Annotated in this window: 37 protein-coding genes; 34 read left to right on the forward strand and 3 right to left on the reverse strand. The window is 35.3% G+C overall.

Annotated elements, in window-relative coordinates; genetic code table 11:
- Positions 1–137 precede the first annotated feature (137 nt).
- Entirely contained in the window at positions 138–1,697 is a 1,560-nt protein-coding gene (locus tag CAN42_RS03800; protein WP_085875246.1) for an IS1182 family transposase, read from the forward strand.
- A gap of 743 nt (positions 1,698–2,440) precedes the next feature.
- Here the strand turns inward: CAN42_RS03800 and CAN42_RS03805 are convergent.
- The 3 genes from CAN42_RS03805 to CAN42_RS03815 form a co-directional block, all read right to left on the reverse strand.
- The gene (locus CAN42_RS03805) at positions 2,441–3,391 is read right to left on the reverse strand and encodes an IS30 family transposase (RefSeq protein WP_085875606.1); all 951 of its coding nucleotides are present in this window, start codon (positions 3,389–3,391) and stop codon (positions 2,441–2,443) included.
- Positions 3,392–3,804: 413 nt separating this feature from the next.
- Complete coding sequence (locus tag CAN42_RS03810) at positions 3,805–4,800, reverse strand: electron transfer flavoprotein subunit alpha/FixB family protein (RefSeq protein ID WP_085875607.1); 996 nt, start codon at positions 4,798–4,800, stop codon at positions 3,805–3,807.
- Positions 4,801–4,808: 8 nt separating this feature from the next.
- On the reverse strand, positions 4,809–5,606 hold the full coding sequence (locus CAN42_RS03815; protein ID WP_085875608.1) for an electron transfer flavoprotein subunit beta/FixA family protein: 798 nt from the start codon (positions 5,604–5,606) through the stop codon (positions 4,809–4,811).
- A gap of 523 nt (positions 5,607–6,129) precedes the next feature.
- Here CAN42_RS03815 and ahpC point away from each other — a divergent pair.
- The 33 genes from ahpC to CAN42_RS03980 all read left to right on the forward strand — a co-directional run bounded on the left by ahpC (position 6,130) and on the right by CAN42_RS03980 (position 23,256).
- Positions 6,130–6,699, forward strand: coding sequence for an alkyl hydroperoxide reductase subunit C (ahpC, locus tag CAN42_RS03820; protein WP_062571965.1), 570 nt, complete (start codon positions 6,130–6,132; stop codon positions 6,697–6,699).
- Complete coding sequence (ahpF, locus tag CAN42_RS03825; RefSeq protein WP_085875609.1) at positions 6,699–8,222, forward strand: alkyl hydroperoxide reductase subunit F; 1,524 nt, start codon at positions 6,699–6,701, stop codon at positions 8,220–8,222. Before ahpC ends, ahpF begins: the two co-directional genes overlap by 1 nt.
- A gap of 684 nt (positions 8,223–8,906) precedes the next feature.
- On the forward strand, positions 8,907–9,224 hold the full coding sequence (gene rpsJ / locus CAN42_RS03830) for a 30S ribosomal protein S10 (RefSeq protein ID WP_005957385.1): 318 nt from the start codon (positions 8,907–8,909) through the stop codon (positions 9,222–9,224).
- A gap of 58 nt (positions 9,225–9,282) precedes the next feature.
- Positions 9,283–9,915 (forward strand): 50S ribosomal protein L3, encoded by a 633-nt coding sequence (rplC, locus tag CAN42_RS03835; protein WP_085875610.1) that lies wholly within the window; start codon positions 9,283–9,285, stop codon positions 9,913–9,915.
- A gap of 17 nt (positions 9,916–9,932) precedes the next feature.
- Positions 9,933–10,556 carry a 50S ribosomal protein L4 gene (rplD, locus tag CAN42_RS03840; RefSeq protein WP_062571962.1) on the forward strand — a complete coding sequence of 208 codons (624 nt, stop codon included), beginning with the start codon at positions 9,933–9,935 and terminating at the stop codon, positions 10,554–10,556.
- The gene (rplW, locus tag CAN42_RS03845; protein ID WP_062571961.1) at positions 10,556–10,843 is read left to right on the forward strand and encodes a 50S ribosomal protein L23; all 288 of its coding nucleotides are present in this window, start codon (positions 10,556–10,558) and stop codon (positions 10,841–10,843) included. Before rplD ends, rplW begins: the two co-directional genes overlap by 1 nt.
- Positions 10,844–10,861: 18 nt before the next feature.
- On the forward strand, positions 10,862–11,692 hold the full coding sequence (gene rplB / locus CAN42_RS03850) for a 50S ribosomal protein L2 (RefSeq protein ID WP_085875611.1): 831 nt from the start codon (positions 10,862–10,864) through the stop codon (positions 11,690–11,692).
- Between the two features lie 13 nt (positions 11,693–11,705).
- Positions 11,706–11,990 (forward strand): 30S ribosomal protein S19, encoded by a 285-nt coding sequence (rpsS, locus tag CAN42_RS03855; RefSeq protein WP_005957452.1) that lies wholly within the window; start codon positions 11,706–11,708, stop codon positions 11,988–11,990.
- A gap of 11 nt (positions 11,991–12,001) precedes the next feature.
- On the forward strand, positions 12,002–12,337 hold the full coding sequence (rplV, locus tag CAN42_RS03860) for a 50S ribosomal protein L22 (RefSeq protein ID WP_005957388.1): 336 nt from the start codon (positions 12,002–12,004) through the stop codon (positions 12,335–12,337).
- An 11-nt stretch (positions 12,338–12,348) separates the two neighbouring features.
- Positions 12,349–13,104, forward strand: coding sequence for a 30S ribosomal protein S3 (gene rpsC / locus CAN42_RS03865; RefSeq protein WP_085875612.1), 756 nt, complete (start codon positions 12,349–12,351; stop codon positions 13,102–13,104).
- 17 nt (positions 13,105–13,121) lie between these two features.
- Positions 13,122–13,553 (forward strand): 50S ribosomal protein L16, encoded by a 432-nt coding sequence (rplP, locus tag CAN42_RS03870; RefSeq protein ID WP_005957418.1) that lies wholly within the window; start codon positions 13,122–13,124, stop codon positions 13,551–13,553.
- A complete protein-coding gene (gene rpmC, locus CAN42_RS03875) occupies positions 13,543–13,749 on the forward strand; it encodes a 50S ribosomal protein L29 (protein WP_060800689.1) in 207 nt (68 codons plus the stop codon). The genes rplP and rpmC overlap by 11 nt, the downstream gene beginning before the upstream one ends.
- Before the next feature lie 4 nt (positions 13,750–13,753).
- Entirely contained in the window at positions 13,754–14,008 is a 255-nt protein-coding gene (rpsQ, locus tag CAN42_RS03880) for a 30S ribosomal protein S17 (protein WP_062571958.1), read from the forward strand.
- Positions 14,009–14,031: 23 nt separating this feature from the next.
- Positions 14,032–14,400 (forward strand): 50S ribosomal protein L14, encoded by a 369-nt coding sequence (gene rplN, locus CAN42_RS03885; protein WP_062571957.1) that lies wholly within the window; start codon positions 14,032–14,034, stop codon positions 14,398–14,400.
- A 14-nt stretch (positions 14,401–14,414) separates the two neighbouring features.
- Complete coding sequence (rplX, locus tag CAN42_RS03890) at positions 14,415–14,723, forward strand: 50S ribosomal protein L24 (RefSeq protein WP_005957468.1); 309 nt, start codon at positions 14,415–14,417, stop codon at positions 14,721–14,723.
- Between the two features lie 11 nt (positions 14,724–14,734).
- Positions 14,735–15,280 (forward strand): 50S ribosomal protein L5, encoded by a 546-nt coding sequence (rplE, locus tag CAN42_RS03895; protein ID WP_062571956.1) that lies wholly within the window; start codon positions 14,735–14,737, stop codon positions 15,278–15,280.
- Between the two features lie 11 nt (positions 15,281–15,291).
- The gene (locus tag CAN42_RS03900) at positions 15,292–15,477 is read left to right on the forward strand and encodes a type Z 30S ribosomal protein S14 (RefSeq protein WP_005957510.1); all 186 of its coding nucleotides are present in this window, start codon (positions 15,292–15,294) and stop codon (positions 15,475–15,477) included.
- A 30-nt stretch (positions 15,478–15,507) separates the two neighbouring features.
- Positions 15,508–15,903: a 30S ribosomal protein S8 gene (rpsH, locus tag CAN42_RS03905; protein ID WP_062571955.1), complete on the forward strand. Its 396-nt coding sequence runs from the start codon at positions 15,508–15,510 to the stop codon at positions 15,901–15,903.
- A gap of 14 nt (positions 15,904–15,917) precedes the next feature.
- On the forward strand, positions 15,918–16,454 hold the full coding sequence (rplF, locus tag CAN42_RS03910) for a 50S ribosomal protein L6 (RefSeq protein WP_085875613.1): 537 nt from the start codon (positions 15,918–15,920) through the stop codon (positions 16,452–16,454).
- Positions 16,455–16,469: 15 nt separating this feature from the next.
- Complete coding sequence (rplR, locus tag CAN42_RS03915; RefSeq protein WP_062571953.1) at positions 16,470–16,832, forward strand: 50S ribosomal protein L18; 363 nt, start codon at positions 16,470–16,472, stop codon at positions 16,830–16,832.
- Between the two features lie 13 nt (positions 16,833–16,845).
- A complete protein-coding gene (rpsE, locus tag CAN42_RS03920) occupies positions 16,846–17,352 on the forward strand; it encodes a 30S ribosomal protein S5 (RefSeq protein ID WP_062571952.1) in 507 nt (168 codons plus the stop codon).
- Between the two features lie 10 nt (positions 17,353–17,362).
- The gene (gene rpmD, locus CAN42_RS03925; protein ID WP_062571951.1) at positions 17,363–17,539 is read left to right on the forward strand and encodes a 50S ribosomal protein L30; all 177 of its coding nucleotides are present in this window, start codon (positions 17,363–17,365) and stop codon (positions 17,537–17,539) included.
- 13 nt (positions 17,540–17,552) lie between these two features.
- The gene (gene rplO / locus CAN42_RS03930; protein WP_062571950.1) at positions 17,553–18,002 is read left to right on the forward strand and encodes a 50S ribosomal protein L15; all 450 of its coding nucleotides are present in this window, start codon (positions 17,553–17,555) and stop codon (positions 18,000–18,002) included.
- Entirely contained in the window at positions 18,002–19,282 is a 1,281-nt protein-coding gene (secY, locus tag CAN42_RS03935; RefSeq protein ID WP_085875614.1) for a preprotein translocase subunit SecY, read from the forward strand. Before rplO ends, secY begins: the two co-directional genes overlap by 1 nt.
- A gap of 9 nt (positions 19,283–19,291) precedes the next feature.
- A complete protein-coding gene (locus CAN42_RS03940) occupies positions 19,292–19,933 on the forward strand; it encodes an adenylate kinase (protein ID WP_062571948.1) in 642 nt (213 codons plus the stop codon).
- Positions 19,934–19,969: 36 nt separating this feature from the next.
- Positions 19,970–20,191 (forward strand): KOW domain-containing RNA-binding protein, encoded by a 222-nt coding sequence (locus tag CAN42_RS03945; RefSeq protein WP_231723510.1) that lies wholly within the window; start codon positions 19,970–19,972, stop codon positions 20,189–20,191.
- An 18-nt stretch (positions 20,192–20,209) separates the two neighbouring features.
- A complete protein-coding gene (gene infA, locus CAN42_RS03950) occupies positions 20,210–20,428 on the forward strand; it encodes a translation initiation factor IF-1 (RefSeq protein WP_005957367.1) in 219 nt (72 codons plus the stop codon).
- A 22-nt stretch (positions 20,429–20,450) separates the two neighbouring features.
- Positions 20,451–20,564: a 50S ribosomal protein L36 gene (gene rpmJ / locus CAN42_RS03955; protein WP_005957387.1), complete on the forward strand. Its 114-nt coding sequence runs from the start codon at positions 20,451–20,453 to the stop codon at positions 20,562–20,564.
- 11 nt (positions 20,565–20,575) lie between these two features.
- Entirely contained in the window at positions 20,576–20,938 is a 363-nt protein-coding gene (gene rpsM / locus CAN42_RS03960) for a 30S ribosomal protein S13 (protein WP_005957375.1), read from the forward strand.
- 12 nt (positions 20,939–20,950) lie between these two features.
- Positions 20,951–21,346, forward strand: coding sequence for a 30S ribosomal protein S11 (gene rpsK / locus CAN42_RS03965; protein WP_005957371.1), 396 nt, complete (start codon positions 20,951–20,953; stop codon positions 21,344–21,346).
- Between the two features lie 26 nt (positions 21,347–21,372).
- Positions 21,373–22,320 (forward strand): DNA-directed RNA polymerase subunit alpha, encoded by a 948-nt coding sequence (locus CAN42_RS03970; protein WP_062571947.1) that lies wholly within the window; start codon positions 21,373–21,375, stop codon positions 22,318–22,320.
- Positions 22,321–22,330: 10 nt separating this feature from the next.
- Complete coding sequence (gene rplQ, locus CAN42_RS03975) at positions 22,331–22,672, forward strand: 50S ribosomal protein L17 (RefSeq protein WP_085875615.1); 342 nt, start codon at positions 22,331–22,333, stop codon at positions 22,670–22,672.
- A gap of 47 nt (positions 22,673–22,719) precedes the next feature.
- Positions 22,720–23,256, forward strand: coding sequence for a methylated-DNA--[protein]-cysteine S-methyltransferase (locus CAN42_RS03980; RefSeq protein WP_085875616.1), 537 nt, complete (start codon positions 22,720–22,722; stop codon positions 23,254–23,256).
- The last annotated feature ends 19 nt before the right edge of the window (positions 23,257–23,275 follow it).

A 23,275-nucleotide genomic window follows, 5' to 3' on the forward strand; every position in this document is an offset into this window, starting at 1 on the left:
GAATACGTAAAAATTAGACCTATTGTCTCCCTCAATAGGTCTTTTTAATGATAAGAAAGGGGCTGTTGCAAAAGTCCCATCATAGAAAAAAGACGAGGAAACATAAAAATCCTCGTCTTTTTTGATACAATGTATTTATGAAAACCGCTAAAAATACATCATCATTAACTAACTATACACTAGTTAATGATACAATTCAACTAAGATTAAACTTTAATACAGAAATATATATAAAAGATGATGTTAAACTAAGGCTTGTAAAAAATATAATTGAAAGGATGAATCTATCAGAACTAAAAAAAGTCTACTCATCACTTGGAAGAAAACCTACTGTAAATCCAGTAACAATGCTTCAAATAATAATATTCTGCTATTCAGAAGGAATATTTTCATCAAGAGAAATAGAAAAATCATGCAAATATGATTTAAGAATTAAGTACCTACTCGATACAGAACAACCACCAGACCATAGCACAATAAATAGATTTAGACAGAAAATACAAGAACTAACACCAGAACTACTAAATCAAATGGTACAAATACTGATAGAAGAAAAACAGATAGACCTATCAAGCATCTATATAGATGGAACAAAGATAGAAGCCTATGCCAACAGATATAGTTTTGTATGGAGAGGAAGTATAGAAAAATGGCAAGAAAAATTAATAGAAAAAATAAAAGAAGAACTAGGACTAAGTAAAAGTCTAATTCCAGGCCAAGTACTTCAAGCAGTAACAACAATCTTTAAGCAATTGAGAAAATACTGCAAAGAGAAAAAAATAAAATTCGTTTATGGAAAAGGAAAAAGAAAAACAAAAGAACAAAGAGACTATGAACATTTAAAAGAATGGAAAGAAAAACTAGAAAGCTACAAGAAACATCTAGAAATAATGGGAGACAACAGAAACTCCTACTCAAAAACAGACCATGATGCAACCTTCATGAGAATGAAAGAAGACCACATGAAAAATGGTCAACTAAAACCAGCCTACAATATCCAATTAGCAAGTGCATCAGGCTTCATCATAGGAGAAAACATATCCCACCATCCATCTGATATGTACACCCTAAAACCATTCTTAAAAGACCTTCTAGAAAAAAATCCAAACAAGCTAAACAAGATAGTAGCAGATGCAGGATACGAAAGCGAAGAAAACTATGTATATCTAGCAGAAAATAATTTAACATCCTACATAAAACCATCAAACTATGAAAAGTCAAAAACACGAAAATATAAAAAAGAGCAAGAATTTAAGAAAAGCTTAAAATACGATGAAAGACAAGACAAATACACATCACAAGAAGGCAAAGAATTCATAAGATGCAGTGACAGATACAGAAAAAGAAAAAGTGGATACGTAACAACAACAAAAGTCTACAGATGCTTCGATTGGAACAAAGAAGGACAAAAAACCAAAGGAATCTACATATCAGAAACATTTCAAAAATATAGAGAAGAATCCTTAAAAAACATAAAATCCGACCAAGGAATAGAAGAAAGAATAAATAGATCAATACAAGCCGAAGGAGCATTCTCCAAAATAAAATCAGGCTTAAACTACAACAGATTCCACCACAGAGGAAAAGAAAATATAAAAAGTGAGATATGCCTCATATCAATAGCACTAAACTTAAATAAACTGACATCAAAAATAGAAAATAATAACCTAGAAATCATAAAATACAAAGCTGCTTAAGAAAAAAATATTCATTAAAGCCAGCTTTATTAAGTGCACCCATTTTTATATGAAACAAGATAAATCTATCCAGAAAATAACTTAAAAGCAAAAAACATAATGGCTAAACTTAAATATTTGATAAAAAAATGATGTCGCAGAGTAGAATCATCTATTCTGCAACATCACCTTTCTGGTTTTCACAGCAAATGCGAGCGTTAGCGAAGCATGAGCTGATGAAAAATCTTATCCAGCGACTGCAGAAGAAACGACCGAATAGGGAGTTTCTTCAAAGGAGTCGGATTAAGTAAGCATAGAAAAGTTTAATTAGAGGCAGTCACAAAGTCGACTGTCTTTTTAATATGACTTCAAGCTGAAGGCGACTAAAACTATGAAAAATCTTATCCAGCTATAATATAGGAACACAGATTTTTGACAAGCAAAAATTTGCGGGCAGACTTATCAAAATTTCTTGTAGAAATTTGATCAAGTCTCAGCCTGCGACCGAATAGAGACCATTGTCGAGTGAGTCGGATATCTTGAAATAAATTAAATAAAAAACAAAATCCTATTGGTCGAATATCTCATTACAAAAATTGAAGCTTTCTAAATCTCGAACTTCTAAAATCGCAAACTCGCTACGCTCAAACAATGCGATTTTGGTCGAAGTTCTTCGATTTGAAATCTTTACAATTTTTTTCATAGGATATTCTCCTCAATAGGATTTTTTAGTTTATGATGAATTGCAAATAATATTGCGACACCTAAATTAAACTAAGTTCATGTAAAAATAATTCAAATGGAGTTTGATAATTTAGACATTTCCTAGGCCTGCTGTTAAGCTCCATTAAATTTTTAATAAGATCTTCTTCAGATATCTCTGCTAAATCTGTCTTTTTAGGATAATATTCTCTCAATAGACCATTTGAATTTTCATTACTTCCTCTTTGCCATGCTGAATATGGGTCAGCAAAGTAAAAGTCTATCCCAAGCTTTTCAACTTCATCATAGCAAGCAAATTCTTTTCCTCTATCTGATGTAAAACTTTTTAAGGCTTCTTTTGGAAGTGATTTAACAAGTTTATTTATTGCTTCAAACATTGAATCTTTGCTTCTATCTTTCATTGGTAATGCTATATAAAACCTTGTTTTTCTTTCAACAAATGTTGCTAAACACCCTTTGCTTTTTCCTCTAGAAGACACAACTGTATCAAGTTCCCAGTCTTGTGCCCCTTGGGTATGTCCGAAGGAAACCCTATACTTTATGTTTTTTGGTCTTTTTCTTATAGATGTACCTATGTTAAATTTTCCTCTTGTTTCTTTGCTTTTTCTAGACTTACCTTTTCTTCTTAATCTTGAAATATCAAAATCTATTACTCCAGAATAAATCCAGTTATATATTGTTTTAAAGCTTAATATTCCTTTATAAAGGCAACCTACAATTTGCTCAGGTGACCATTTAGAATTAAGCTTTTCTTTGATATTTTCTAATATTTCATAAGTTACTTTAGTTTTTCTTCCTTTTAATGATGATTTAGATTCTTTATCTCTTTCTGCTAGGTCAGCTTCGTATTCAGTATCACATCTTTTAAGCTCTCTAGCTATTGTGGAATGATGACATCCTAAAATTTTCGCTATTCTTCTAGAAGAATAGCCCTCTTTGTTTAATACCTCTATCTTATTTCTTTCGTTTAGTGTAAGATGTTTATAGCTCATATTAACCTCCGTGTGTGTTTTTGTCGTTATTAACATTTTACACGAAGTTAGTATGAGTTTTTATTTTTTATTTGTGTCGCATTTAATTTTACAACTTATTTTATGATAATACATATAAAAGATACTAATGTAAATCACGAAGAATTATATGAGGTGAGATTATGGACAATAAGTCGGCAATAATAATTGCAATTTCAATAATAATTGCGAGCGTTATTATAGGACTATGCATATTTAAAGGGTTAGACTCAGTATCTGGAGCTATTATACTCAGTATCTGGAGCTATTATACTCAGTATCTGGAGCTATTATAGTGTCACAATATTAGGTAATCTTAAAAATAGCCATTAAAAAAGCTTGGTGAGAGTGAAATTTCACCAAGCTTTTTAAGTTAAATTATTTTATCTGTTATTCTATCTTCTATTTTTTATTGCTTCGATTAATCCAGGAACTACGTTAAATAAGTCGTCAACAATTCCGTAGTGGGCTGTTTTAAAGATGGCAGCGTCTGGGTCATTGTTGATGGCGATTATTGTTGTGGAGTCTTCCATTCCCTTAGTGTGTTGGATTGCTCCAGAAAGTCCAAGGGCAATGTAAAGGTCTGGTCTTACTTGAACTCCAGTTACACCTACTTGTATGTCTTTGTCACACCAACCAAGGTCTGTTACAGCCTTAGTTGCTCCAACTGCACCGCCAAGTGCTTCTGCGAGTTCTTCTACTAGGTGCCAGTTTTCTGGTCCGCCAAGTCCTCTACCACCAGATACAACAACTTTTGCATTCATTAGCTTGTCAAGAAGTGGGTTGATTTCTTCTTCTTCAAAGTTTATGAATTTAGTCTTGACATCATCTGCTGTGATATTTGCATCTTCTTTAATTACTTCAGCTACTCTTGCTTCATCGAAAGGAGCTTCAACGAAGGCACCTCTACCAATTGTAGCCATCATTGTTTCAGAAAGGATTCTTATGTCACAGAATAATTTTCCATCAAAGGATGGTCTAATCCACTTGATGTCTTCCTTGTCTTCAGTTAGTTCAAGGTTAGAACAGTCGGCAACAAGTCCAACTCCTCTTTTTGCTGAAACCCTACCTGCAAGGTCACGACCATCGTTTGATGCTGGAAGCATAACTATTGCTGGATCGTATTTATCCATTAGGCCTTCTAGGACTTTGGCATAGGCACAAGTGTTGTAATTTTCTAGAAGTTCATCAGATACTTGGATTACCTTGTCGGCTCCAAGATTGCCTGATAGTTTTACCTTGTCATCATTATTGTAGCCAATTTCTACTGCTACAAGTTCTTTATCTAAATCATCAGAAAGTTCTCTTGCTATAGACATCATTTCTTTAGTTATAAGTGAAAGTGAGCCTTCTGAAGTTTCATTTACTACCCAAATATTTCCTTTTTTCATATTATCACCTACACTAACACTTTTGAGTCTTCAATTATCTTAACAATTGCTTCTATGTTCTTTTCAGAAGAACCTTCATCAATTATGTTGCCTGTTTCATTCTTGTCTGGAGCTGAAAGGTCTGTTACCACTGTAAGGGATCCCTTTTGTCCAATCTTGTCAAGGTCAAGCCCAAGTAATTCAGAAGTTAAGTTATGAATTTCTTTTTCTTTTGCGATATTAGATCTCTTTAGGGCAAACTTTGAAGGTTTGTTAACTGAACCCTTTAGGGCAGATGCAAGGAAAGGCGTCTTTAAGGAAACTGTTTCAGTTCCGTCAGCAGTACTTCTCTTAACTTCAAATTCGCCATCCTTGTAGTTGATGTCGGAAATGTAAGTCACTTGGTTTATGCCAAGTCTTTCGGCAATTTGTGGACCGATTTGTCCAGTGTCTCCGTCCATAGTTTGGTCGCCAGTGAAGATTATATCGTAGTCGCCAATGTGCTTAATAGCTTCTGAAAGGGCATAAGAAGTTGCATAAGTGTCAGAACCTTTAAACTCTTCGCCTTCTAATAAGTAGGCTTCTTCTGCTCCCATTTGGATACATTCACGAAGATATTTTTCTGCGTCTTGTGGTCCCATAGTTAGGACGTCAATTTGTACATTTTCTTCAACTTGTTCAGTGACATTAAGTGCAAATTTTAAACCACAAAGGTCTGATGGGTTAATAACTGTTTTGATCCCATCTCTCTTTAAGTTCTTTGTTTCCGGATCTATTTTTGCATTTGTAGTGTCAGGAACAATTTTCATTAGTAATAATATTTTCATAGTTCCTCCTAAAATTTTATTCCATATATCTATATCATACCCAAAAAGGTTGAAAGTATTAATAAAAAATTTAAATAATTGATAAAAATAATCAAAGATTTTAAAGTTTTATATTATGGGATTTTTGTAGTTTCTAATGAACTTATAAATTTTTACAAGCTTATTAACTTGGAGGTGATAAGAATTTTTTTATATTTCATCGAAATTTGTGAGTTAATAAATTTTTATGAGTTCATAAACTTTTTACAACTTCATAAATTTTTGTGACATCATAAACTTTTTACAACTTCATACATTTTTGTGACATCATAAACTTTTTACAACTTCATACATTTTTACGACTTCATAAACTTTTACAAAATCATAATTTTTTACAAAGTAATTAACTTCTACAAACTCATAAATTCTTACAGTTTTTATTAAACTAATTATCATAATAATTTTAAGAGAAGATAATTTTTCAGGGTATATTAAATATTGAAAGTTGTTATCAATTTAAAAATTTAAATATAAGGAGGACAATATGTCACAAATAGGAAAGAAAATACCTGAGTTTAAAACTATGGGCTATGCGCCTAGCAAGGAAGAGTTTGTAGAAGTTACTAATAAGGACTTTGAAGGCAAATGGACAGTTCTAATGTTCTATCCTGCTGACTTTACTTTCGTGTGCCCAACTGAACTTGAAGATATGCAAGAACAATATGGCAAACTAAAGGAACTTGGAGCAGAAGTTTACTCAATGTCAACTGATACTCACTTCGTTCACAAGGCATGGCACGACCACTCTGAAGCTATTAACAAGCTTGAGTTCACAATGTTAGCTGATCCTCACAAGTCTATTGCAAGGGACTTTGATGTTCTTGATGAAGAAGCTGGTCTTGCACAAAGAGCAACTTTTATCATTGATCCAGATGGAGTTATCCAAACTCTAGAAATCAATGCTGATGGAATTGGTCGTGATGCAAGCCAAGTTTATGACAAGATTCGTGCAGGTCAATTTGTAAGAAACAATCCTGGTCAAGTTTGTCCGGCAAAATGGAAGCAATCAGGAGAAACTTTAACTCCAGGTCTAGACCTAGTTGGTAAGATTTAATGTTAGATCAAAATTTAAAAAATCAAGTTAAGGGATATTTACAACTTCTCGAGAGGGAGGTTGTAATTTCTATTAGCCTTGATGATTCAGAAAATTCAAAAAAGTTAAGGGACTTTGTGGATGAAGTAGCCAGCCTAACAGACAAGATTAAGCTAGAGGAAGCTGACTTGAAGTTTAAACCAAGCTTTAGCCTTTCATCTGGGCCTGTAAGTGGAATTACTTTTGCTGGACTTCCTCTAGGCCATGAGTTTGAGTCCTTTATCCTAGCCCTCTTGCAAGTTGGAGGTCGTCCTCCAAAGATTGATGACAAGACTAGGAAGAGGATAGAGGCTCTTGATGAGGAAATGGATTTTGAAACTATGGTTAGCCTATCCTGCCACAATTGTCCTGAAGTTGTTCAGTCCCTAAACATTATGACGGTATTAAATCCTAAGATTAGGCACACAATGGTTGACGGATCTGTATTCACAGACTATGTTGAGGACCTTGGGGTCTTGGCAGTTCCAACAACTTACTTAAACTCTGAAGTCTTTAACAATGGCAAGGCTTCTTTAGGTGAAATTCTAAACAAGATTAGTCATGAAGAAGTGGACTTAAAGCTAGAGGAAAAACCTGTCTTTGACAGCATCGTTATTGGCGGCGGACCTGGTGGAGCAACAGCTGCAATTTATGGAGCAAGAAAGGGAATAAAAGTTGGACTTGTGGCTGAGAAATTTGGCGGTCAAGTTAAGGAAACTCTTTCGATAGAAAACATCACTGGTATTGAATACACAGAGGGTCCAAAGTACATGGATGATGTGAAGGCCCATCTGGATAAGTACAAGGTGGATATTATTGAAGGAGCAAGTGTCACTGGCATAGAAGAAGGCAAACCTTTAAAAGTTATCACTAATAGGGGAGAACTCTTTGCCAAGACAATAATAATTGCAACTGGTGCCAAGTGGAGGTTAATTGGAATTCCTGGAGAAATAGAATTTAGGAATAAAGGCGTTGCCTACTGCACACACTGTGACGGACCACTCTTTAAGGGTAAGAAGGTAACAGTAATAGGTGGTGGAAACTCTGGTATCGAAGCTGCAATTGATCTTGCCAGCCTTGCCAAGGAAGTCTTAGTCCTAGAATTTTTACCAGAGCTAAAGGCAGATAAGGTTCTTCAAGACAAGCTAAGGGAATTTAAAAATGTAAGAATAGTTACTAATGCAGAAACCCAAGCCTTGACTGGAGAAAAAGTTTTGGAAAAAATTTCTTATAAGGACAGGATAAGTGGCAAAGTTATAGAAGAAAACACTGAAGGCTGCTTTATCCAAGTTGGCCTTGTGCCAATGACAGATTGGGCAGATATGGTGGAAAAAAATTCTCGTGGAGAAATTATTGTAGATGAATTTGGAGCAACAAGCCTTGAAGGAGTTTACGGAGCAGGTGACTGCACTAACTCTGCCTTTAAGCAAATTGTTATAGCAGAAGGGTCTGGTGCAACAGCTGCCCTAGGAGCCTACAATTATTTAATGACTAAGTCCAAGTAATCTTCTCAAAGTTGTAAAATTATAAAAGTAAAAATTAGCAATAAAATTGCAAGAAAAGTATGGTGGTCTGCCATACTTTTTTATTTCTTCTATAATAAGGGTTAGGCATAGGACTATCTTAGAAAATATTTTATAAACAAAAGATTTGTTTACGAAAAAAATTTTACGAGATAAGTTAGAAAAATTTATAAAAAATAAAAGCCTAAATTAAGTAGGAAGAAAATTTTTAAAAGCGATTAAGTTATAAAAAATAAAATTGAAAAAATTATTTATTAATAATAGGAAGAAAATTAAAAATAATTTTGTAAACAAATATAAATCCTTGCAAATAGAGGACTTTTAGATTATATTAGAGAGAGTGTCTATAAACTTAGACGCAAAAAAATTTAGCGAAAGTATTCTTAATAAAAAATCTGAAGAAATTCAAAAAAACCTGTAAATTTCCTTTACAAGTGGTATTTTTTATTATATAATATTTGAGCGTTTAAAAAAGAATGTTGCGATGAAGTCATAAGTTGCTTGAGACTTTGTTGAAAAAAAGGAGTTTCAAGGTAATTATGGCCGAGAAGTCCAGGCTGGACTTGGGCGTGGGTTATTTTTTTCAAATGTACCCTTTTTACACACCAGGGTGCGTGTATCGATAACCCCATTCGCAAGTAAGGCTTTAGCGAATAGGAGGTAAATATGTCTAACAAAGGCAAACAAAAAATCAGAATTAAACTTAAAGCTTATGATCACGAACTACTTGACAATTCAGCGCTAAGAATTGTTGATGCTGCTAAGAAGAGTGGTGCAGAAGTATCTGGACCAATCCCTCTTCCAACTGAAAAGGAAATCATCACAATTATAAGAGCTGTACACAAGTACAAGGATTCAAGAGAACAATTTGAGCAAAGAACTCACAAGCGTCTAATTGATATATTAAACCCTACACAAAAAACTGTAGATTCACTTATGAAGTTAAATCTACCAGCTGGTGTAGATATTGAAATTAAACTTTAAAACTTTGCTTTATATGACTTCTAGATAGAAGTCCGCTGTAAATATTAGGAGGTGCAACATGAAATATTTAGTAGGTAAAAAAATTGGCATGACCCAAATTTTTGATGAAGAGGGTACTGTCACTCCTGTCTCAGTTATTGAAGTAGAACCAAATGTTGTTGTGCAAAAGAAAACAATCGAAAGCGATGGCTACAACGCTATCCAAGTTGCAGCACAAGAGGTTAAGGAAAGAAGATTAAACAAACCTGAGAAGGGACATTTTGACAAGGCTGGCGTAGGATATAGAAGACATCTTTCAGAATTTAGAACTGATGATGTAGAATCTTACAAGCTTGGAGATGAAATAAAAGTAGATTTATTTGAAGTTGGAGAACACGTTGATGTTGTTGGAACTTCAAAGGGTAAAGGAACTGCTGGTATTATCAAACGTCACAACTTCGGACGTGGTAGAGAAACTCACGGTTCTAAATTCCACAGAATGCCAGGTGGTATGGGAGCTGCTTCTTATCCAGGAAAAGTTTGGAAAAACCACAGAATGGCTGGAAAAATGGGTAACGAAAGAGTTACTGTACAAAACTTAGAAATCGTAAGAATAGATACAGATAAAAATTTAATTTTAGTTAAGGGTGCTATTCCAGGACCTAAGAAGGGAACTGTTAGAATTAAAAGCACTGTTAAAATAACTAAATAAGATAGGGAGGTTAAGAAATGCCTAAAATTCAAATGATTGACATTAAGGGAAATCCTGTTGAAGAAGTCGAACTAAGTGAAGGGCTATTTGCTGCTCCTGTTAGCACTCATGCTGTTTATTTAGTTGTTAAAAATATTTTAGCTAACAAAAGACAAGGTACTCACTCTGCTAAGACACGTGCTGAAGTTCGTGGAGGCGGAAGAAAGCCTTGGAGACAAAAGGGAACTGGTCGTGCAAGACAAGGTTCTATTAGATCACCTCAATGGAGAGGCGGTGGAGTTGTATTCGCTAAGAAACCAAGAGATTACTCTTACACAACTCCTAAGAAGGCTAGAAGAGTTGCTCTTAAGTCAGTTCTTACTAGCAAGTTACAAGATGGCGAAATGATTCTTGTTGATTCCATTCAAATGGAAGAAGCTAAGACAAAAGTTTTTGCTAACATCTTAAAGAATATTGGTGCTGGTAAGAAAGCACTTGTAGTTGTTAATGATGACGAAAAAGATGTTCAAAGAGCAGCAAGAAACATCGCTGGTGTTAAAACATCAAGAGCTACAGACATTAACGTATACGACTTATTAAAGTACGATAACCTTGTTATCACAAAGTCTGCACTTGATGTTGTTGAGGAGGTTTTTAACTGATGAATAAATTTGACGTTATAAAAAGACCTTTAGTCACTGAACAAAGTATGGACATGATGGCAGAAAACAAATACACTTTTGAAGTTGTTAAAACTGCTACAAAACCTGAAATCAGAGAAGCTGTTGAAGAAATCTTCGGCGTTAAGGTTGAAAAAGTATATACAATAAATATGCGTGGTAAACTTAAAAGACAAGGAGTTCATCAAGGAAGACGTCCTTCATGGAAAAAGGCTATAGTTAAGCTTACTGATGACTCAGAGCCGATAGAATTTTTTGATTCTATCTGATAGTAGGAGGTATTAATAATGGCGATTAGAGGATTTAAACCTACAACTCCTTCCCGTAGAAAGATGACAGTTGCTACATTCGAAGAGATAACTAAGACAACACCTGAAAGATCTCTTGTAACAACTATCAACAAGACTGCCGGTAGAAATGCTCACGGTAGAATTACTAGTAGACACAGAGGCGGCGGAGTTAAAAGAAAATACAGAATTATAGATTTAAAGAGAGATAAAGACAATATTCCTGCAAGAGTAGCAGCTATTGAATATGATCCATACAGAACAGCTTACATTGCTCTTCTAAACTATGCTGATGGTGAAAAAAGATACATCATCCAACCAAATGGTTTAAAGGTAGGAGACGTAGTTGAATCTGGTTCAGATGCAGATATTAAAGTTGGTAACACATTAAGACTTGCTGACATTCCAGTTGGTACAACAGTACACAACATCGAAATGACTCCAGGTAAGGGTGGACAAATTGCAAGATCTGCTGGTTCATGTGCACAACTTATGGCAAAAGAAGGAAAGTTCGCTCAACTTAGACTTCCTTCAGGTGAATTTAGATTAATCGACCTAAGATGTAGGGCAACTATTGGACAAGTTGGAAATATTTCTCATGAACTTATCACTTTAGGTAAGGCAGGTAAGAGCAGGTATCTTGGAAAGAGACCTCACGTAAGAGGATCTGCAATGAACCCTGTTGATCACCCTCATGGTGGTGGGGAAGGTAGAACTCCAATTGGTAGACCTTCACCAATGACTCCTTGGGGCAAGAAAGCTCTAGGACTTAAGACTAGAAAGAAATCTAAAAAATCTGACATGTACATTGTAAGAAGAAGAACTAAGTAATCGGAGGGTATTAATGAGTAGATCAATAAAAAAAGGACCATTTGCTGATGAACACCTTCTAAAGAAGGTTGACGAGCTTAATGATAAGAATGAACACAAAGTAATTAAAACTTGGTCTCGTCGCTCAACTATTTTCCCTGAATTTGTTTCTCACACAATTGCTGTTCACGACGGCAGAAAACATGTGCCAGTATACATTACTGAAGACATGGTAGGACATAAATTAGGTGAATTTGTTCCAACAAGAACATATAGAGGCCATGGCGGCAAGAGCGAAAAGAGTACTACACTTAAGTAAGGAGGGTTATAATGCAAGCACAAGCAATTGCTAAATATGTAAGAATATCACCTCTAAAGGTGAACTATATTTGCGCAGAAATACGCGGAAAAAGCGTTGATGAAGCCCTCTCTATTTTAAAGTTTACTAATAAAAGAGGAGCTCATGAACTATATAAGGTACTACATTCAGCTGTAGCTAACGCTGAAAACAACCTTAACCTAGACAGAGGAGATCTTTATGTTAAAAAGGCTTACGCAAACGAAGGCCCAACAATGAAGAGATTCCGTCCTAAGGCTAAAGGTATGGCTTATCCAATTTTAAAGAGATCAAGTCACATTGGCGTTGTAGTAGCAGAAAGAGAGTAAGGAGGTAGAGAATGGGTCAAAAAGTAAACCCACATGGACTTCGTGTTGGAGTAATCAAAGATTGGGATTCAAAATGGTACGCAGATAAGAAAAATTTTGCCGATCTATTAGTTGAAGACAACAATATTAGAAATTACGTAAAGAAAAAACTTTATGCTGCAGGTATCTCTAAAATCGAAATCGAAAGAGCTGCTAATAGAGTTAAAATTTCTATTAATACAGCAAAGCCTGGTATGGTAATTGGCCGTGGCGGTGCTGGAGTTGAAGAACTAAGAACTGAAATTGAAAAACTTACAGATAAATCTGTTGTAATAAATGTAGAAGAAATTAAAAACCCAGACCTAGATGCACAAATTGTTGCTGAAGGCATTGCTGAAGCTCTTGAAAGAAGAGTTGCATTTAGACGTGCTATGAAACAAGCAATCCAAAGAACTATGCGTCAAGGAGCACTTGGTATTAAAACTTCTGTTGCAGGTCGTGTTGGTGGTGCCGACATGGCAAGAACTGAAGGATATTCTGAAGGAACTATTCCTCTACAAACTTTAAGAGCTGACATTGACTACGGTTTTGCTGAAGCTGATACAACTTACGGAAAACTAGGCGTTAAAGTTTGGTTATACAAGGGTGAAGTTCTTCCTGAAATCGAAGACGAAAGAGGAAGAAAACCTAGAGACAATAGAGATAACAGAAATCGCAAGAGACGCGATAACAAAAACAATAATTTCAATAGAAATAACAGAAAAGACAATAAAAATAAAGAGTCTTAAAGAAGGGGGGAATAGTCATGTTGATGCCTAAGAGAGTAAAATATCGTAAAGTTCACAGAGGCAGAATGAAGGGCAAGGCTATGCGTGGTAATGAGCTTGCATACGGCGAATATGGTATAAAAGCTTTAGAACCTTGTTGGATAACTTCAAATCAAATAGAAGCGGCACGTCGTGCTATGACAAGATATATTCGTAGAGGTGGAAATATCTGGATTAAGATTTTCCCAGACAAACCTGTTACAGAAAAGCCTGCTGAAACTCGTATGGGTTCCGGTAAAGGTGCACCAGAATACTGGGTAGCAGTTGTTAAACCAGGAAGAGTTTTATTTGAAATGGGTGGTGTTTCAGAAGAAGTTGCAAGAGAAGCTATGAGACTTGCATCAATGAAACTCCCTATTAAAACAAAATTCGTTATGAAAGATAAGGATGGTGACTCAAATGAAGGCTAATGAAATTCGCAAGATGTCTAGCGAAGATTTAAATAATAAAGTTAATGAACTTAAAAATGAACTTTTTAATTTGAGATTTAGATTGGCAACTGGCCAACTTGACAATCCATCAAGTATTAAAAGTGTTAAAAGAGATATAGCAAGAGTAAAAACGATCATTAGAGAACGTGAACTTGAAGTTGGAAAGGAGGCTTAATCTCATGGAAAGAAATTCAAGAAAAACTATAACAGGAATTGTTGTAAGCAATAAGATGGATAAGACTATTGTAGTTCAAACTGAGACTTTAAAGACTCATCCAATCTATAAGAAGAGATTTAAGAAGTCTACTAATTTCAAGGCTCATGATGAAAATAATGAATGTGGTATTGGTGATCGCGTAAGAGTTATGGAAACTAGACCACTAAGTAAAGATAAAAGATGGAGACTTGTAGAAATTATTGAAAAGGCTCAATAATTTTAGCTTGAAAGGAGAATAACATGATTCAACAAGAAACAAGATTGCGTGTTGCTGACAATTCAGGTGCAAGAGAACTATCTGTTGTTAAAGTCCTTGGTGGTACTAATAGAAGAACAGCCAGCATTGGTGATATTGTAGTATGTTCTGTTAAAAATGCAACACCCGGTGGCGTTGTCAAAAAAGGTTCTGTTGTAAAGGCAGTTATCGTAAGAACAAACAAGGGAATCAGCAGAAAAGACGGATCTTATATCAAATTTGACGATAACGCAGCTGTTGTAATAAAAGATGATAGAAGCCCTGTTGGGACTCGTATTTTTGGACCTGTAACTAGAGAACTTAGAGCTGGAAACTTTATGAAGATCATATCTCTAGCTCCGGAAGTACTATAATTTGGAGGTGTAATATGAGAATTAAAAAAGATGACATCGTAAAAGTTATAGCCGGAAAAGATAAAGGCAAGACTGGTAAAGTCCTAAGAACAATTCCTAAGAAAGACTTAGTTGTTGTAGAAAAGGTTAATGTTGTAACTAAACATATGAAACCAAAGGGACCTCAAGCACCAGGTGGAATTGAAAAAATGGAAGCGCCAATTCATGTATCTAATGTAATGTACTTTGACAGTGCGTCAGGAAAGGCTACTAGAGTTGGTTATAAATTTGAAGACGGAAAAAAAGTTAGATTTGCTAAATCTAGCGGAAAGACAATTAAGTAGGGGGTAGAATAATGACTTCAAGATTACAAGAAAAATATAAGACAGAAGTTGTGGGCCACCTAATGGAACGCTTCAATTATAAAAGCGTTATGGAAGTACCGAAACTTGAAAAGATCACTATTAACATTGGTCTTGGCGAAGCTAAAGATAACCACAAGGCACTAGAAGCAGCAGTTGAAGACCTAACTATTATTTCAGGTCAAAAGGCACTTGTAACTAAGGCAAGAAAATCTATAGCCAACTTTAAACTTCGTGAAGGTCAAAATGTTGGTGTTAAGGTAACTCTAAGAGGCGATAGAATGTATGATTTCTTAGATAAGCTTATGAATGTTGCTCTTCCAAGAGTAAGAGACTTTAGAGGTGTTAAACCAACTGCATTTGATGGCAGAGGTAACTATGCACTAGGTCTTAAAGAACAACTTATCTTCCCAGAAATCGAATATGATAAAGTAGACACTATTAGAGGTATGGACATCAATATAGTAACTACAGCTAAAACTGATGAAGAAGCTAAAGAATTCCTAGATAAAATGGGAATGCCTTTTGCTAAGGCTTAAGGAGGTACAAAGTGGCTAAAAAATCAATGATTGCTAAACAAAAGAGGAAACAAAAGTATTCTTCTCGTGAATATACTAGATGTAAAATTTGTGGAAGACCACATTCAGTTTTACAAAAATATGGAATATGTAGAATATGCTTTAGAGAACTTGCGTACAAGGGACAAATTCCTGGCGTAAGAAAAGCTAGCTGGTAATAAGCCTTAGATGAAAGGAGGCAAACTGATATGATGACAGACCCAATTGCAGATATGCTATCAAGAATTAGAAATGCAAATAATGCAAGACACAAATCTGTTGATGTTCCTTGTTCAAAGATCAAAAAAGAAATCGCTAAGATTCTTCTTGATGAAGGTTATATAAAAGGATATGACGTTGTTGAAGACGACAAACAAGGAATGATTAAGATAGATCTTAAATATTCTCAAGATGGTGAAAGAGTTATCTCTGGATTAAAGAGAATATCTAAACCGGGACTTAGAGTTTATGTTAAGTGCGACGATGTTCCTAAAGTTCTTGGAGGACTAGGAATAGCAATTATCTCTACATCTAAGGGAATAATTACAGATAAATTGGCAAGACAGGAAAAAGTTGGCGGAGAGGTAATCTGCTACGTTTGGTAATTTGGAGGTGAAAAATGTCAAGAATTGGCAAAAAACCTATTGAAATCCCAAAGGGCGTTGAAGTTAAAGTTGACGGCCAAACAGTTATTGTTAAGGGACCAAAGGGTGAACTAAAACAATCTTTCGATAAAGATTTAAAAATAGAATTAAATGACGGAGTTCTCACTGTAGAAAGACCAAATGATATTAAAAGAATTAAGGCACTTCACGGTTTAACTAGAACTCTAATTTACAATATGATAATTGGCGTTACAGAAGGTTATACAAAATCTCTAGAAATAGTTGGAACAGGATATAGAGCTGCTAAGAAGGGAAAGGTTCTTTCTCTTAACTTAGGTTTCTCTCACCCTCTTGATATAGAAGATCCAGAAGGTATTGAAGTAGAAGTTCCATCTCCTAACTCAATTATTATTAAAGGTAACGATAAACAACAAGTTGGCGCTTATGCTGCTTACATTAGACGCTTCAGAGAACCTGAACCATATAAGGGTAAGGGTATTAGATATACTGATGAACATGTAAGACGTAAAGTTGGTAAGACTGGTAAGTAAGAAAGGAGAATTTAAGTGTTAAATAAAATTAATAGAAACGAAAACAGAATTAAAAGACACAAAAGAATTAGAAATCACATCTCCGGAACTTCAATGAGGCCTAGACTTTCAGTTTACAGATCATCTAAACATATTTATGCTCAATTAATTGATGATGAAGCTGGCAATACTTTATTAAGTGCATCTACACTTGATAAGGGATTGAATTTAGAAAACACTGGAAATATTGAAGCAGCTAAATCTGTTGGAGAATCTATTGCTAAGAAAGCATTAGAAAAAGGAATTGAAGAAGTAGTCTTTGATAGAAGTGGATATATATTCCACGGTAAAGTCAAAGCACTTGCTGATGCAGCTAGAGAAGCTGGTCTAAAATTCTAAGAAGGAGGAAGTAATGAAGCGTTCATTAATAAATGCGGCAGAACTTGATCTTGAAGAAAGAGTTGTATCTATAAACAGAGTTGCCAAAGTAGTTAAGGGTGGTAGAAACTTTAGATTCTCTGCTCTTGTAGTAGTTGGTGACAGAAACGGACACGTTGGGGTAGGTACTGGTAAGGCTCTTGAAGTTCCTGAAGCAATAAGAAAAGCAACACAAGATGCTAGAAAGAATATTGTAAGAATTAACTTACTAAACACTTCTATTCCTCATCAAGTAACTGGAATTTATGGTGCAGGTAGAGTTTTCTTAAAGCCAGCAAGAGAAGGTACAGGAGTTATTGCCGGTGGTGCAGTGCGTGCTGTATGTGAACTTGCAGGTATTTCTGATATTCGTACTAAAAACATTGGTACTAACAACCCAAGAAATGTAGTTAATGCAACTCTAGAAGGTCTAAAGTCTCTTAAGACTGCAGAATCTGTTGCAAAACTTAGAAATAAATCTGTTGAAGAAATTTTAGGATAGGAGGAAAATCATGAGTACAATTAAAATTAAGCTTGTTAAAAGTCCTATCGGTAAAGTGCCTAAACACAGAAAAACAATCGAAGCTCTTGGTTTTAAGAAGGTAAACCAAGTTATTGAAAAAAATGATACTCCTCAAATTAGGGGAATGTTAAAACAAGTCGATTATATGATCGAAGTAGTAGAATAAGGAGGTGTACCTAATGAAGTTACATGACTTAAGACCTAACGAAGGCGGCGGAGTTAAAGCTAGAAAAAGAATAGGTCGTGGAATTGGTTCCGGTACTGGTAAGACTTCCGGCAAGGGTCACAAAGGACAAAATGCTAGAAGTGGCGGCGGGGTTAGACCTGGATTTGAAGGTGGACAAATGCCACTATTCAGACGTCTTCCTAAGAGAGGATTTACAAATATATTTAAGAAAGAATACGCTGTATTAAACGTAGCTGATCTTAATGTATTTGAAGAAGGAACTGAAATCACTCCTGAATTCTTAATCGAAAATAAATTTATTAAAGCTGGTAAGGCTAAAGACGGACTTAGAATCTTGGGAGATGGTGAATTAAATGTTAAATTAACTGTTAAAGCTCAGCATTTCTCAAAATCTGCTATAGAAAAAATTGAGGCTTGCGGAGGAAAGGCCGAGGTGATTTAATGCTCTCTACTTTTAGGGATGCTTGGAAGGTTGAGTCACTTCGTAAGAAGATGCTTTTCACTCTTTTCATGCTTCTATTATATAGACTTGGATCACACATTGCCGTTCCATACATGAACTCACAAGTTATTTCACAACTTATGAGTGGAGCAGGCGGATCAATTTTCTCCTTCCTTGACTTAATGGCAGGGGGAAACTTTAGAAGATTTACAATATTCGCTGCTAACATTTATCCATATGTTACAGCATCAATCATACTTCAACTTTTGACAATTGCTATTCCTTCATTGGAATCTCTTGCAAAAGAAGGAGAAACTGGTAGAAAGGCTATTGCAAAATACACTAGATACCTTTCTATTGCTATCGCTCTTGTTCAAGCAGTTGGTTATACTTTTGGTCTATTTAGACAAGCAGTTAACGCAACAAGCCCTATTGAATACACAACTATTATCCTATCAATAGTTGCTGGTACAGCGGTACTAATTTGGATAGGAGAACAAATTACTGAACACGGAATTGGAAATGGTATTTCAATCTTAATTTTTGCAGGTATCGTTTCAAGATTCCCACTTGATATAGCTCAATCTGTTGCTCTTGTTAAGGCAGGAAAATCTAGCCCTTTATTCTTAGTGTTATTCGTAATAATTGCTATTGCAATTGTTGTTTTCGTAGTAACACTAACTGAAGGTGAAAGAAGAATTCCTGTACAATATGCAAAGAGAGTTGTTGGTAGAAAGATGTACGGTGGTCAATCCACTCATATTCCAATTAAGGTTTTAATGACTGGTGTTATGCCAATTATCTTTGCTAACTCACTACTTGCTATCCCAGCAACTATTGCTATGTTTACAAGTGAATCAACTAGAAATTGGATTCAAAAGTGGTTAACTCCAGCTGGAGGACCAGGAGCTGTGCTTTATATAATATTTACTGTAATTCTTATTGTATTCTTCACATTCTTCTACACTACAATCCAATTCAACACTGTTGAATACTCTAAGAACCTTCAAGCTAATGGTGGTTTTATTAGTGGTATTAGAGCAGGAAAACCTACAAGTGATTATTTAGGTAGAACTTTAAATAGGTTAGTTATGCCGGGAGCAATTGCACTTTCTATACTTGCAGTTCTTCCAACTATCCTAACACTTATTTCAGGTCTACAATTCAACTATGGTGGTACATCAATTATCATCGTTGTTGGTGTTGTACTTGAAATCCACAGAGTGTTAGAACAACAATTAATCATGAGAAATTATCGTGGATTCTTAAAGAATAAGTAGGAGGTAATTATGAAATTAGTTATATTGGGACCTCCAGGGGCCGGCAAGGGCACACAAGCTGAATATATTGTTGAAAGATACAATATCCCACATATTTCAACTGGAGATATCTTTAGAGAAAATATTAAGAACAACACTGAACTTGGAAAGGAAGCTAAGTCTTATATGGACAAGGGTCTTTTAGTTCCTGATGATCTTGTTATTGCACTTGTTGAAGATAGACTTAACAAGGACGATGCTAAAGAAGGATTTCTACTAGACGGTTTCCCAAGAACTGTAGCTCAAGCTGTTAGCCTTGACTCAATCTTAGATAAGAATGACGACAAGCTAACTAAGGTAATTAACATTTCAGTTGATCCTGAAATCTTAATTGAAAGAGCTGTTGGAAGACGTGTTTGTAAAACTTGTGGAATGACTTATCACGTTAAATTCAATCCTCCAAAGGAAGAAGGAGTTTGTGATAAGGACGGCACTAAGCTTATTCAAAGAGATGACGATACTGAAGAAACTGTAAAGACTAGAATTTCTGTTTACTTTGATCAAACAGCACCTCTTATTGATTACTATAGGGCTCAAAATCTATTAATTGATATTGACGGTGCTAAGGATATTGACAAGGTATTTAACGATATAGTTATTGGTCTCGAATAGTTCATGGATAAAACATTTAGTCTTTTGAAAGGACAAGTGGTAAGATCCAAAAAGGGTAGAGATGAGGGCAAGGTTTATATCATAATGGAAATTATTGATGATGACCTTCTCTTGCTCGTTGATGGAAAACTAAGAAAGCTAGATCGACCAAAGAAAAAAAAGGTAAAACATCTTTATATATATAAGGATGTCATAGATACTGAGGTTAGTGACTTTAGTGACATCTATATTAGAAAGAAACTATTACCTTATAGCTAAAGGAGGATCCTTAATAATATGGCTAAAGAAGATGTAATTGAAGTAGAAGGCGTTGTTGTTGACGCTCTTCCAAATACTCATTTCAAGGTTGAACTTGAAAATGGACATATCATACTTGCTCATATTTCAGGTAAATTGAGAATGAATTATATTAGAATTCTTCCTGGTGATAAGGTGACAGTTGAGCTTTCACCTTACGATCTTACACGAGGTAGAATAACTTGGAGAAAGAAATAATCCAGAGTCAGGAGGCATTTAGATGAAAGTAAGACCATCTGTAAAAAAGATGTGCGAAAAGTGCAAAATAATTAAAAGAAACGGAAGAGTAATGGTAATCTGTGAAAATCCGAAACATAAACAAAGACAGGGATAAGGGAGGTAATTATGGCTAGAATTTCCGGTGTTGATTTACCTAGAGAAAAAAGAGTTGAAATTGGACTCACTTACATCTATGGTATTGGAAAACCCAGATCTCAAGAAATATTAACTGCAGCTGGCGTAGACTTTGACACTCGTGTTAAAGACCTTACAGAAGCAGAACTTGCTAAGATTAGAGAAGAAATAGATAAGTACCACGTAGAAGGTGATTTACGTCGTGATGTTGCTATGAACATCAAGAGACTTCGTGAAATTAACTGCTACCGTGGAAGAAGACATAAAATGGGTCTTCCTGTAAGAGGACAAAAGACTAAGACAAATGCTAGGACAAGAAAAGGTCCTAAGAAACTTGTTTCTAAGGGTAAGTAAGGGGGGACTTAAATGGCAAAAAAACAAAAAGCTACACGTGCTAGAAGACGTGTACGTAAAAATATTGAAAAAGGTGAAGCACATATAGCTTCAACATTTAACAACACTATGGTTACTCTTACTGATATTAACGGTAATGTTATATCTTGGGCTAGTGCTGGACAACTTGGATTTAGAGGTTCAAGAAAGTCTACTCCTTTTGCAGCTCAAGAAGCAGCACAAGAAGCAGCTGAAAAAGCTAAAGAACACGGACTAAAAAGCGTTGACGTATATGTTAAGGGTCCAGGTTCAGGAAGAGAAGCTGCTATTAGATCTCTTCAAGCATCAGGACTTGAAGTAACAATGATTAAAGATGTTACTCCAATTCCTCACAATGGATGTAGACCACCAAAACGTAGAAGAGTCTAAACTATTTACCGAGAAGGAGGGTACCCATGATTGAAATTGAAAAACCTAGAATTAGTATTGAAGAATTAGATGAATCAGGTTTATATGGCAAGTTTGTCGTTGAACCTCTAGAAGCTGGATTTGGTATCACTATTGGAAATTCCTTAAGAAGAGTGTTACTTTCCTCTCTACCAGGCGCAGCTGTATCTTTTATCAATATACGTGGCGTTGAACATGAATTTGATACAATTCCAGGGGTATTGGAAGATGTACCTGAAATAGTTTTAAATATTAAATCTATAGTTTTAAAGATGACTGAAGATGAGCCTGTAAAACTAGTAATAGAAAAAAAGGGCAAGGGTGAAATAAAAGCCTCTGATATTGAACTTGTTCCGCACGTAAGTGTTATTAATCCAGATCAACATATAGCAACCCTAAATGATGATGCTGATTTCTATCTTGAAATGATGGTGGAAAAGGGAAGAGGCTACGAACCTTCTGAACTTAAGAAGGATGAAATATCTGAAATAGGAATTATTCCTATGGATTCTAACTTCACTCCTGTGGAAAAAGTAAACTGGAAGGTTGAAAACACAAGAGTTGGACAAAGAACAGACTACGATAGATTAATCCTTGAAGTTACAACAGATGGTTCAATGAAGGCTGATGAAGCAACATCTCTTGCAGCAAAAATCTTGACAGAACATCTTGAACTCTTCATTGGCCTAAAAGAACATGTCAGTGAAATAAATTTGATGGTTGAAAAAGAAGAGGATCAAAAGGAAAAAGTTCTCGAAATGACAGTTGAAGAATTAGACTTATCTGTAAGATCATTCAACTGCTTAAAGAGAGCAGGCATAAATAGTGTTGAGGAACTAACTAATAAAACTGAAAGTGAAATGATGAAGGTTAGAAATCTTGGTAGAAAATCTCTACTAGAAGTAACTGAAAAACTTGATGAGTTAGGCTTAAGCCTCAAACCAGAAGAAGAATAAGGAGGATATTATGGCAAAAAATAGAAAACTTGGCCGTAATTCAAGTCATAGACGTGCAATGCTAAGAAACCTTGTTACTTCTCTCTTAGCTGAAGGTAGAATTCAAACTACTCACACAAGAGCAAAAGAAGTTCAAAGAATTGCTGATCGTATGATTACACTTGGAAAAAGAGGCGATCTTCACGCAAGAAGACAAGCTTTAGCATATATTTATTCAGAAGATGTTGTAACAAAACTATTTACTGAGTATGCAGAAAAATATGCTGACAGAAACGGTGGATACACTAGAGTTTTAAAGATGGGTCCAAGACGTGGAGACGGCGCAGAAATTTCAATTCTAGAATTAGTATAAGGAAATCCAATGGGGTTTCCTTTTTTTTATAAACTTTTGGAGGCAATATGCTTTACAAAAAATTGTACAAGTCATTGTTGGGGGACATATTAATAGTGTTCGATGAAGAAGCCTTGCTTGGACTCTACCTAGAGCGTCAAAAAGAATATGAAGAAAGACTAAGAGATAGTGAGATAGTTAAGAATGATGAAACTGCTTTGCAGGATTCTAAAGAAGAAGACTATAATATCTTAAAACTTACAGAAGCTTGGTTAGATAAATATTTCTCAGGAGAAGATCCAGGCTTTATTCCTCCAATCAAAGTTATAGGAAGTGAATTTAGAAAAGACGTCTGGGACATCTTACTTAAGATAAGCTATGGAGAGACAAGAACCTATAAAGAAGTGGGAGAAGCTTTACTTGCAAGTGGGAAGTATGAGAGAGTATCCAACCAGGCAGTTGGAGGAGCAGTAGGTCACAATCCAATTTCATTAATAGTACCCTGCCACAGAGTCATAGGAAGTGATGGGAGTTTAAGAGGGTATGCAGGGGGATTAGAGGTTAAGAGAAAGCTCTTGGAGCTTGAGGGGAAGAGGAAAAAGTAAAAAGGGTTTTTAAAATTGC

This window comes from Peptoniphilus vaginalis, assembly GCF_900176605.1.
Lineage (GTDB): Bacteria > Bacillota > Clostridia > Tissierellales > Peptoniphilaceae > Peptoniphilus_A > Peptoniphilus_A vaginalis.

Bases quoted from the DNA above. Each gene is read 5' to 3' on its own strand.
- CAN42_RS03800 (WP_085875246.1), top strand. From the start codon at position 138: ATGAAAACCGCTAAAAATACATCATCATTAACTAACTATACACTAGTT.
- CAN42_RS03805 (WP_085875606.1), bottom strand. From the start codon at position 3,391: ATGAGCTATAAACATCTTACACTAAACGAAAGAAATAAGATAGAGGTA.
- CAN42_RS03810 (WP_085875607.1), bottom strand. From the start codon at position 4,800: ATGAAAAAAGGAAATATTTGGGTAGTAAATGAAACTTCAGAAGGCTCA.
- CAN42_RS03815 (WP_085875608.1), bottom strand. From the start codon at position 5,606: ATGAAAATATTATTACTAATGAAAATTGTTCCTGACACTACAAATGCA.
- ahpC (WP_062571965.1), top strand. From the start codon at position 6,130: ATGTCACAAATAGGAAAGAAAATACCTGAGTTTAAAACTATGGGCTAT.
- ahpF (WP_085875609.1), top strand. From the start codon at position 6,699: ATGTTAGATCAAAATTTAAAAAATCAAGTTAAGGGATATTTACAACTT.
- rpsJ (WP_005957385.1), top strand. From the start codon at position 8,907: ATGTCTAACAAAGGCAAACAAAAAATCAGAATTAAACTTAAAGCTTAT.
- rplC (WP_085875610.1), top strand. From the start codon at position 9,283: ATGAAATATTTAGTAGGTAAAAAAATTGGCATGACCCAAATTTTTGAT.
- rplD (WP_062571962.1), top strand. From the start codon at position 9,933: ATGCCTAAAATTCAAATGATTGACATTAAGGGAAATCCTGTTGAAGAA.
- rplW (WP_062571961.1), top strand. From the start codon at position 10,556: ATGAATAAATTTGACGTTATAAAAAGACCTTTAGTCACTGAACAAAGT.
- rplB (WP_085875611.1), top strand. From the start codon at position 10,862: ATGGCGATTAGAGGATTTAAACCTACAACTCCTTCCCGTAGAAAGATG.
- rpsS (WP_005957452.1), top strand. From the start codon at position 11,706: ATGAGTAGATCAATAAAAAAAGGACCATTTGCTGATGAACACCTTCTA.
- rplV (WP_005957388.1), top strand. From the start codon at position 12,002: ATGCAAGCACAAGCAATTGCTAAATATGTAAGAATATCACCTCTAAAG.
- rpsC (WP_085875612.1), top strand. From the start codon at position 12,349: ATGGGTCAAAAAGTAAACCCACATGGACTTCGTGTTGGAGTAATCAAA.
- rplP (WP_005957418.1), top strand. From the start codon at position 13,122: ATGTTGATGCCTAAGAGAGTAAAATATCGTAAAGTTCACAGAGGCAGA.
- rpmC (WP_060800689.1), top strand. From the start codon at position 13,543: ATGAAGGCTAATGAAATTCGCAAGATGTCTAGCGAAGATTTAAATAAT.
- rpsQ (WP_062571958.1), top strand. From the start codon at position 13,754: ATGGAAAGAAATTCAAGAAAAACTATAACAGGAATTGTTGTAAGCAAT.
- rplN (WP_062571957.1), top strand. From the start codon at position 14,032: ATGATTCAACAAGAAACAAGATTGCGTGTTGCTGACAATTCAGGTGCA.
- rplX (WP_005957468.1), top strand. From the start codon at position 14,415: ATGAGAATTAAAAAAGATGACATCGTAAAAGTTATAGCCGGAAAAGAT.
- rplE (WP_062571956.1), top strand. From the start codon at position 14,735: ATGACTTCAAGATTACAAGAAAAATATAAGACAGAAGTTGTGGGCCAC.
- rpsH (WP_062571955.1), top strand. From the start codon at position 15,508: ATGATGACAGACCCAATTGCAGATATGCTATCAAGAATTAGAAATGCA.
- rplF (WP_085875613.1), top strand. From the start codon at position 15,918: ATGTCAAGAATTGGCAAAAAACCTATTGAAATCCCAAAGGGCGTTGAA.
- rpsE (WP_062571952.1), top strand. From the start codon at position 16,846: ATGAAGCGTTCATTAATAAATGCGGCAGAACTTGATCTTGAAGAAAGA.
- rpmD (WP_062571951.1), top strand. From the start codon at position 17,363: ATGAGTACAATTAAAATTAAGCTTGTTAAAAGTCCTATCGGTAAAGTG.
- rplO (WP_062571950.1), top strand. From the start codon at position 17,553: ATGAAGTTACATGACTTAAGACCTAACGAAGGCGGCGGAGTTAAAGCT.
- secY (WP_085875614.1), top strand. From the start codon at position 18,002: ATGCTCTCTACTTTTAGGGATGCTTGGAAGGTTGAGTCACTTCGTAAG.
- CAN42_RS03940 (WP_062571948.1), top strand. From the start codon at position 19,292: ATGAAATTAGTTATATTGGGACCTCCAGGGGCCGGCAAGGGCACACAA.
- infA (WP_005957367.1), top strand. From the start codon at position 20,210: ATGGCTAAAGAAGATGTAATTGAAGTAGAAGGCGTTGTTGTTGACGCT.
- rpmJ (WP_005957387.1), top strand. From the start codon at position 20,451: ATGAAAGTAAGACCATCTGTAAAAAAGATGTGCGAAAAGTGCAAAATA.
- rpsM (WP_005957375.1), top strand. From the start codon at position 20,576: ATGGCTAGAATTTCCGGTGTTGATTTACCTAGAGAAAAAAGAGTTGAA.
- rpsK (WP_005957371.1), top strand. From the start codon at position 20,951: ATGGCAAAAAAACAAAAAGCTACACGTGCTAGAAGACGTGTACGTAAA.
- CAN42_RS03970 (WP_062571947.1), top strand. From the start codon at position 21,373: ATGATTGAAATTGAAAAACCTAGAATTAGTATTGAAGAATTAGATGAA.
- rplQ (WP_085875615.1), top strand. From the start codon at position 22,331: ATGGCAAAAAATAGAAAACTTGGCCGTAATTCAAGTCATAGACGTGCA.
- CAN42_RS03980 (WP_085875616.1), top strand. From the start codon at position 22,720: ATGCTTTACAAAAAATTGTACAAGTCATTGTTGGGGGACATATTAATA.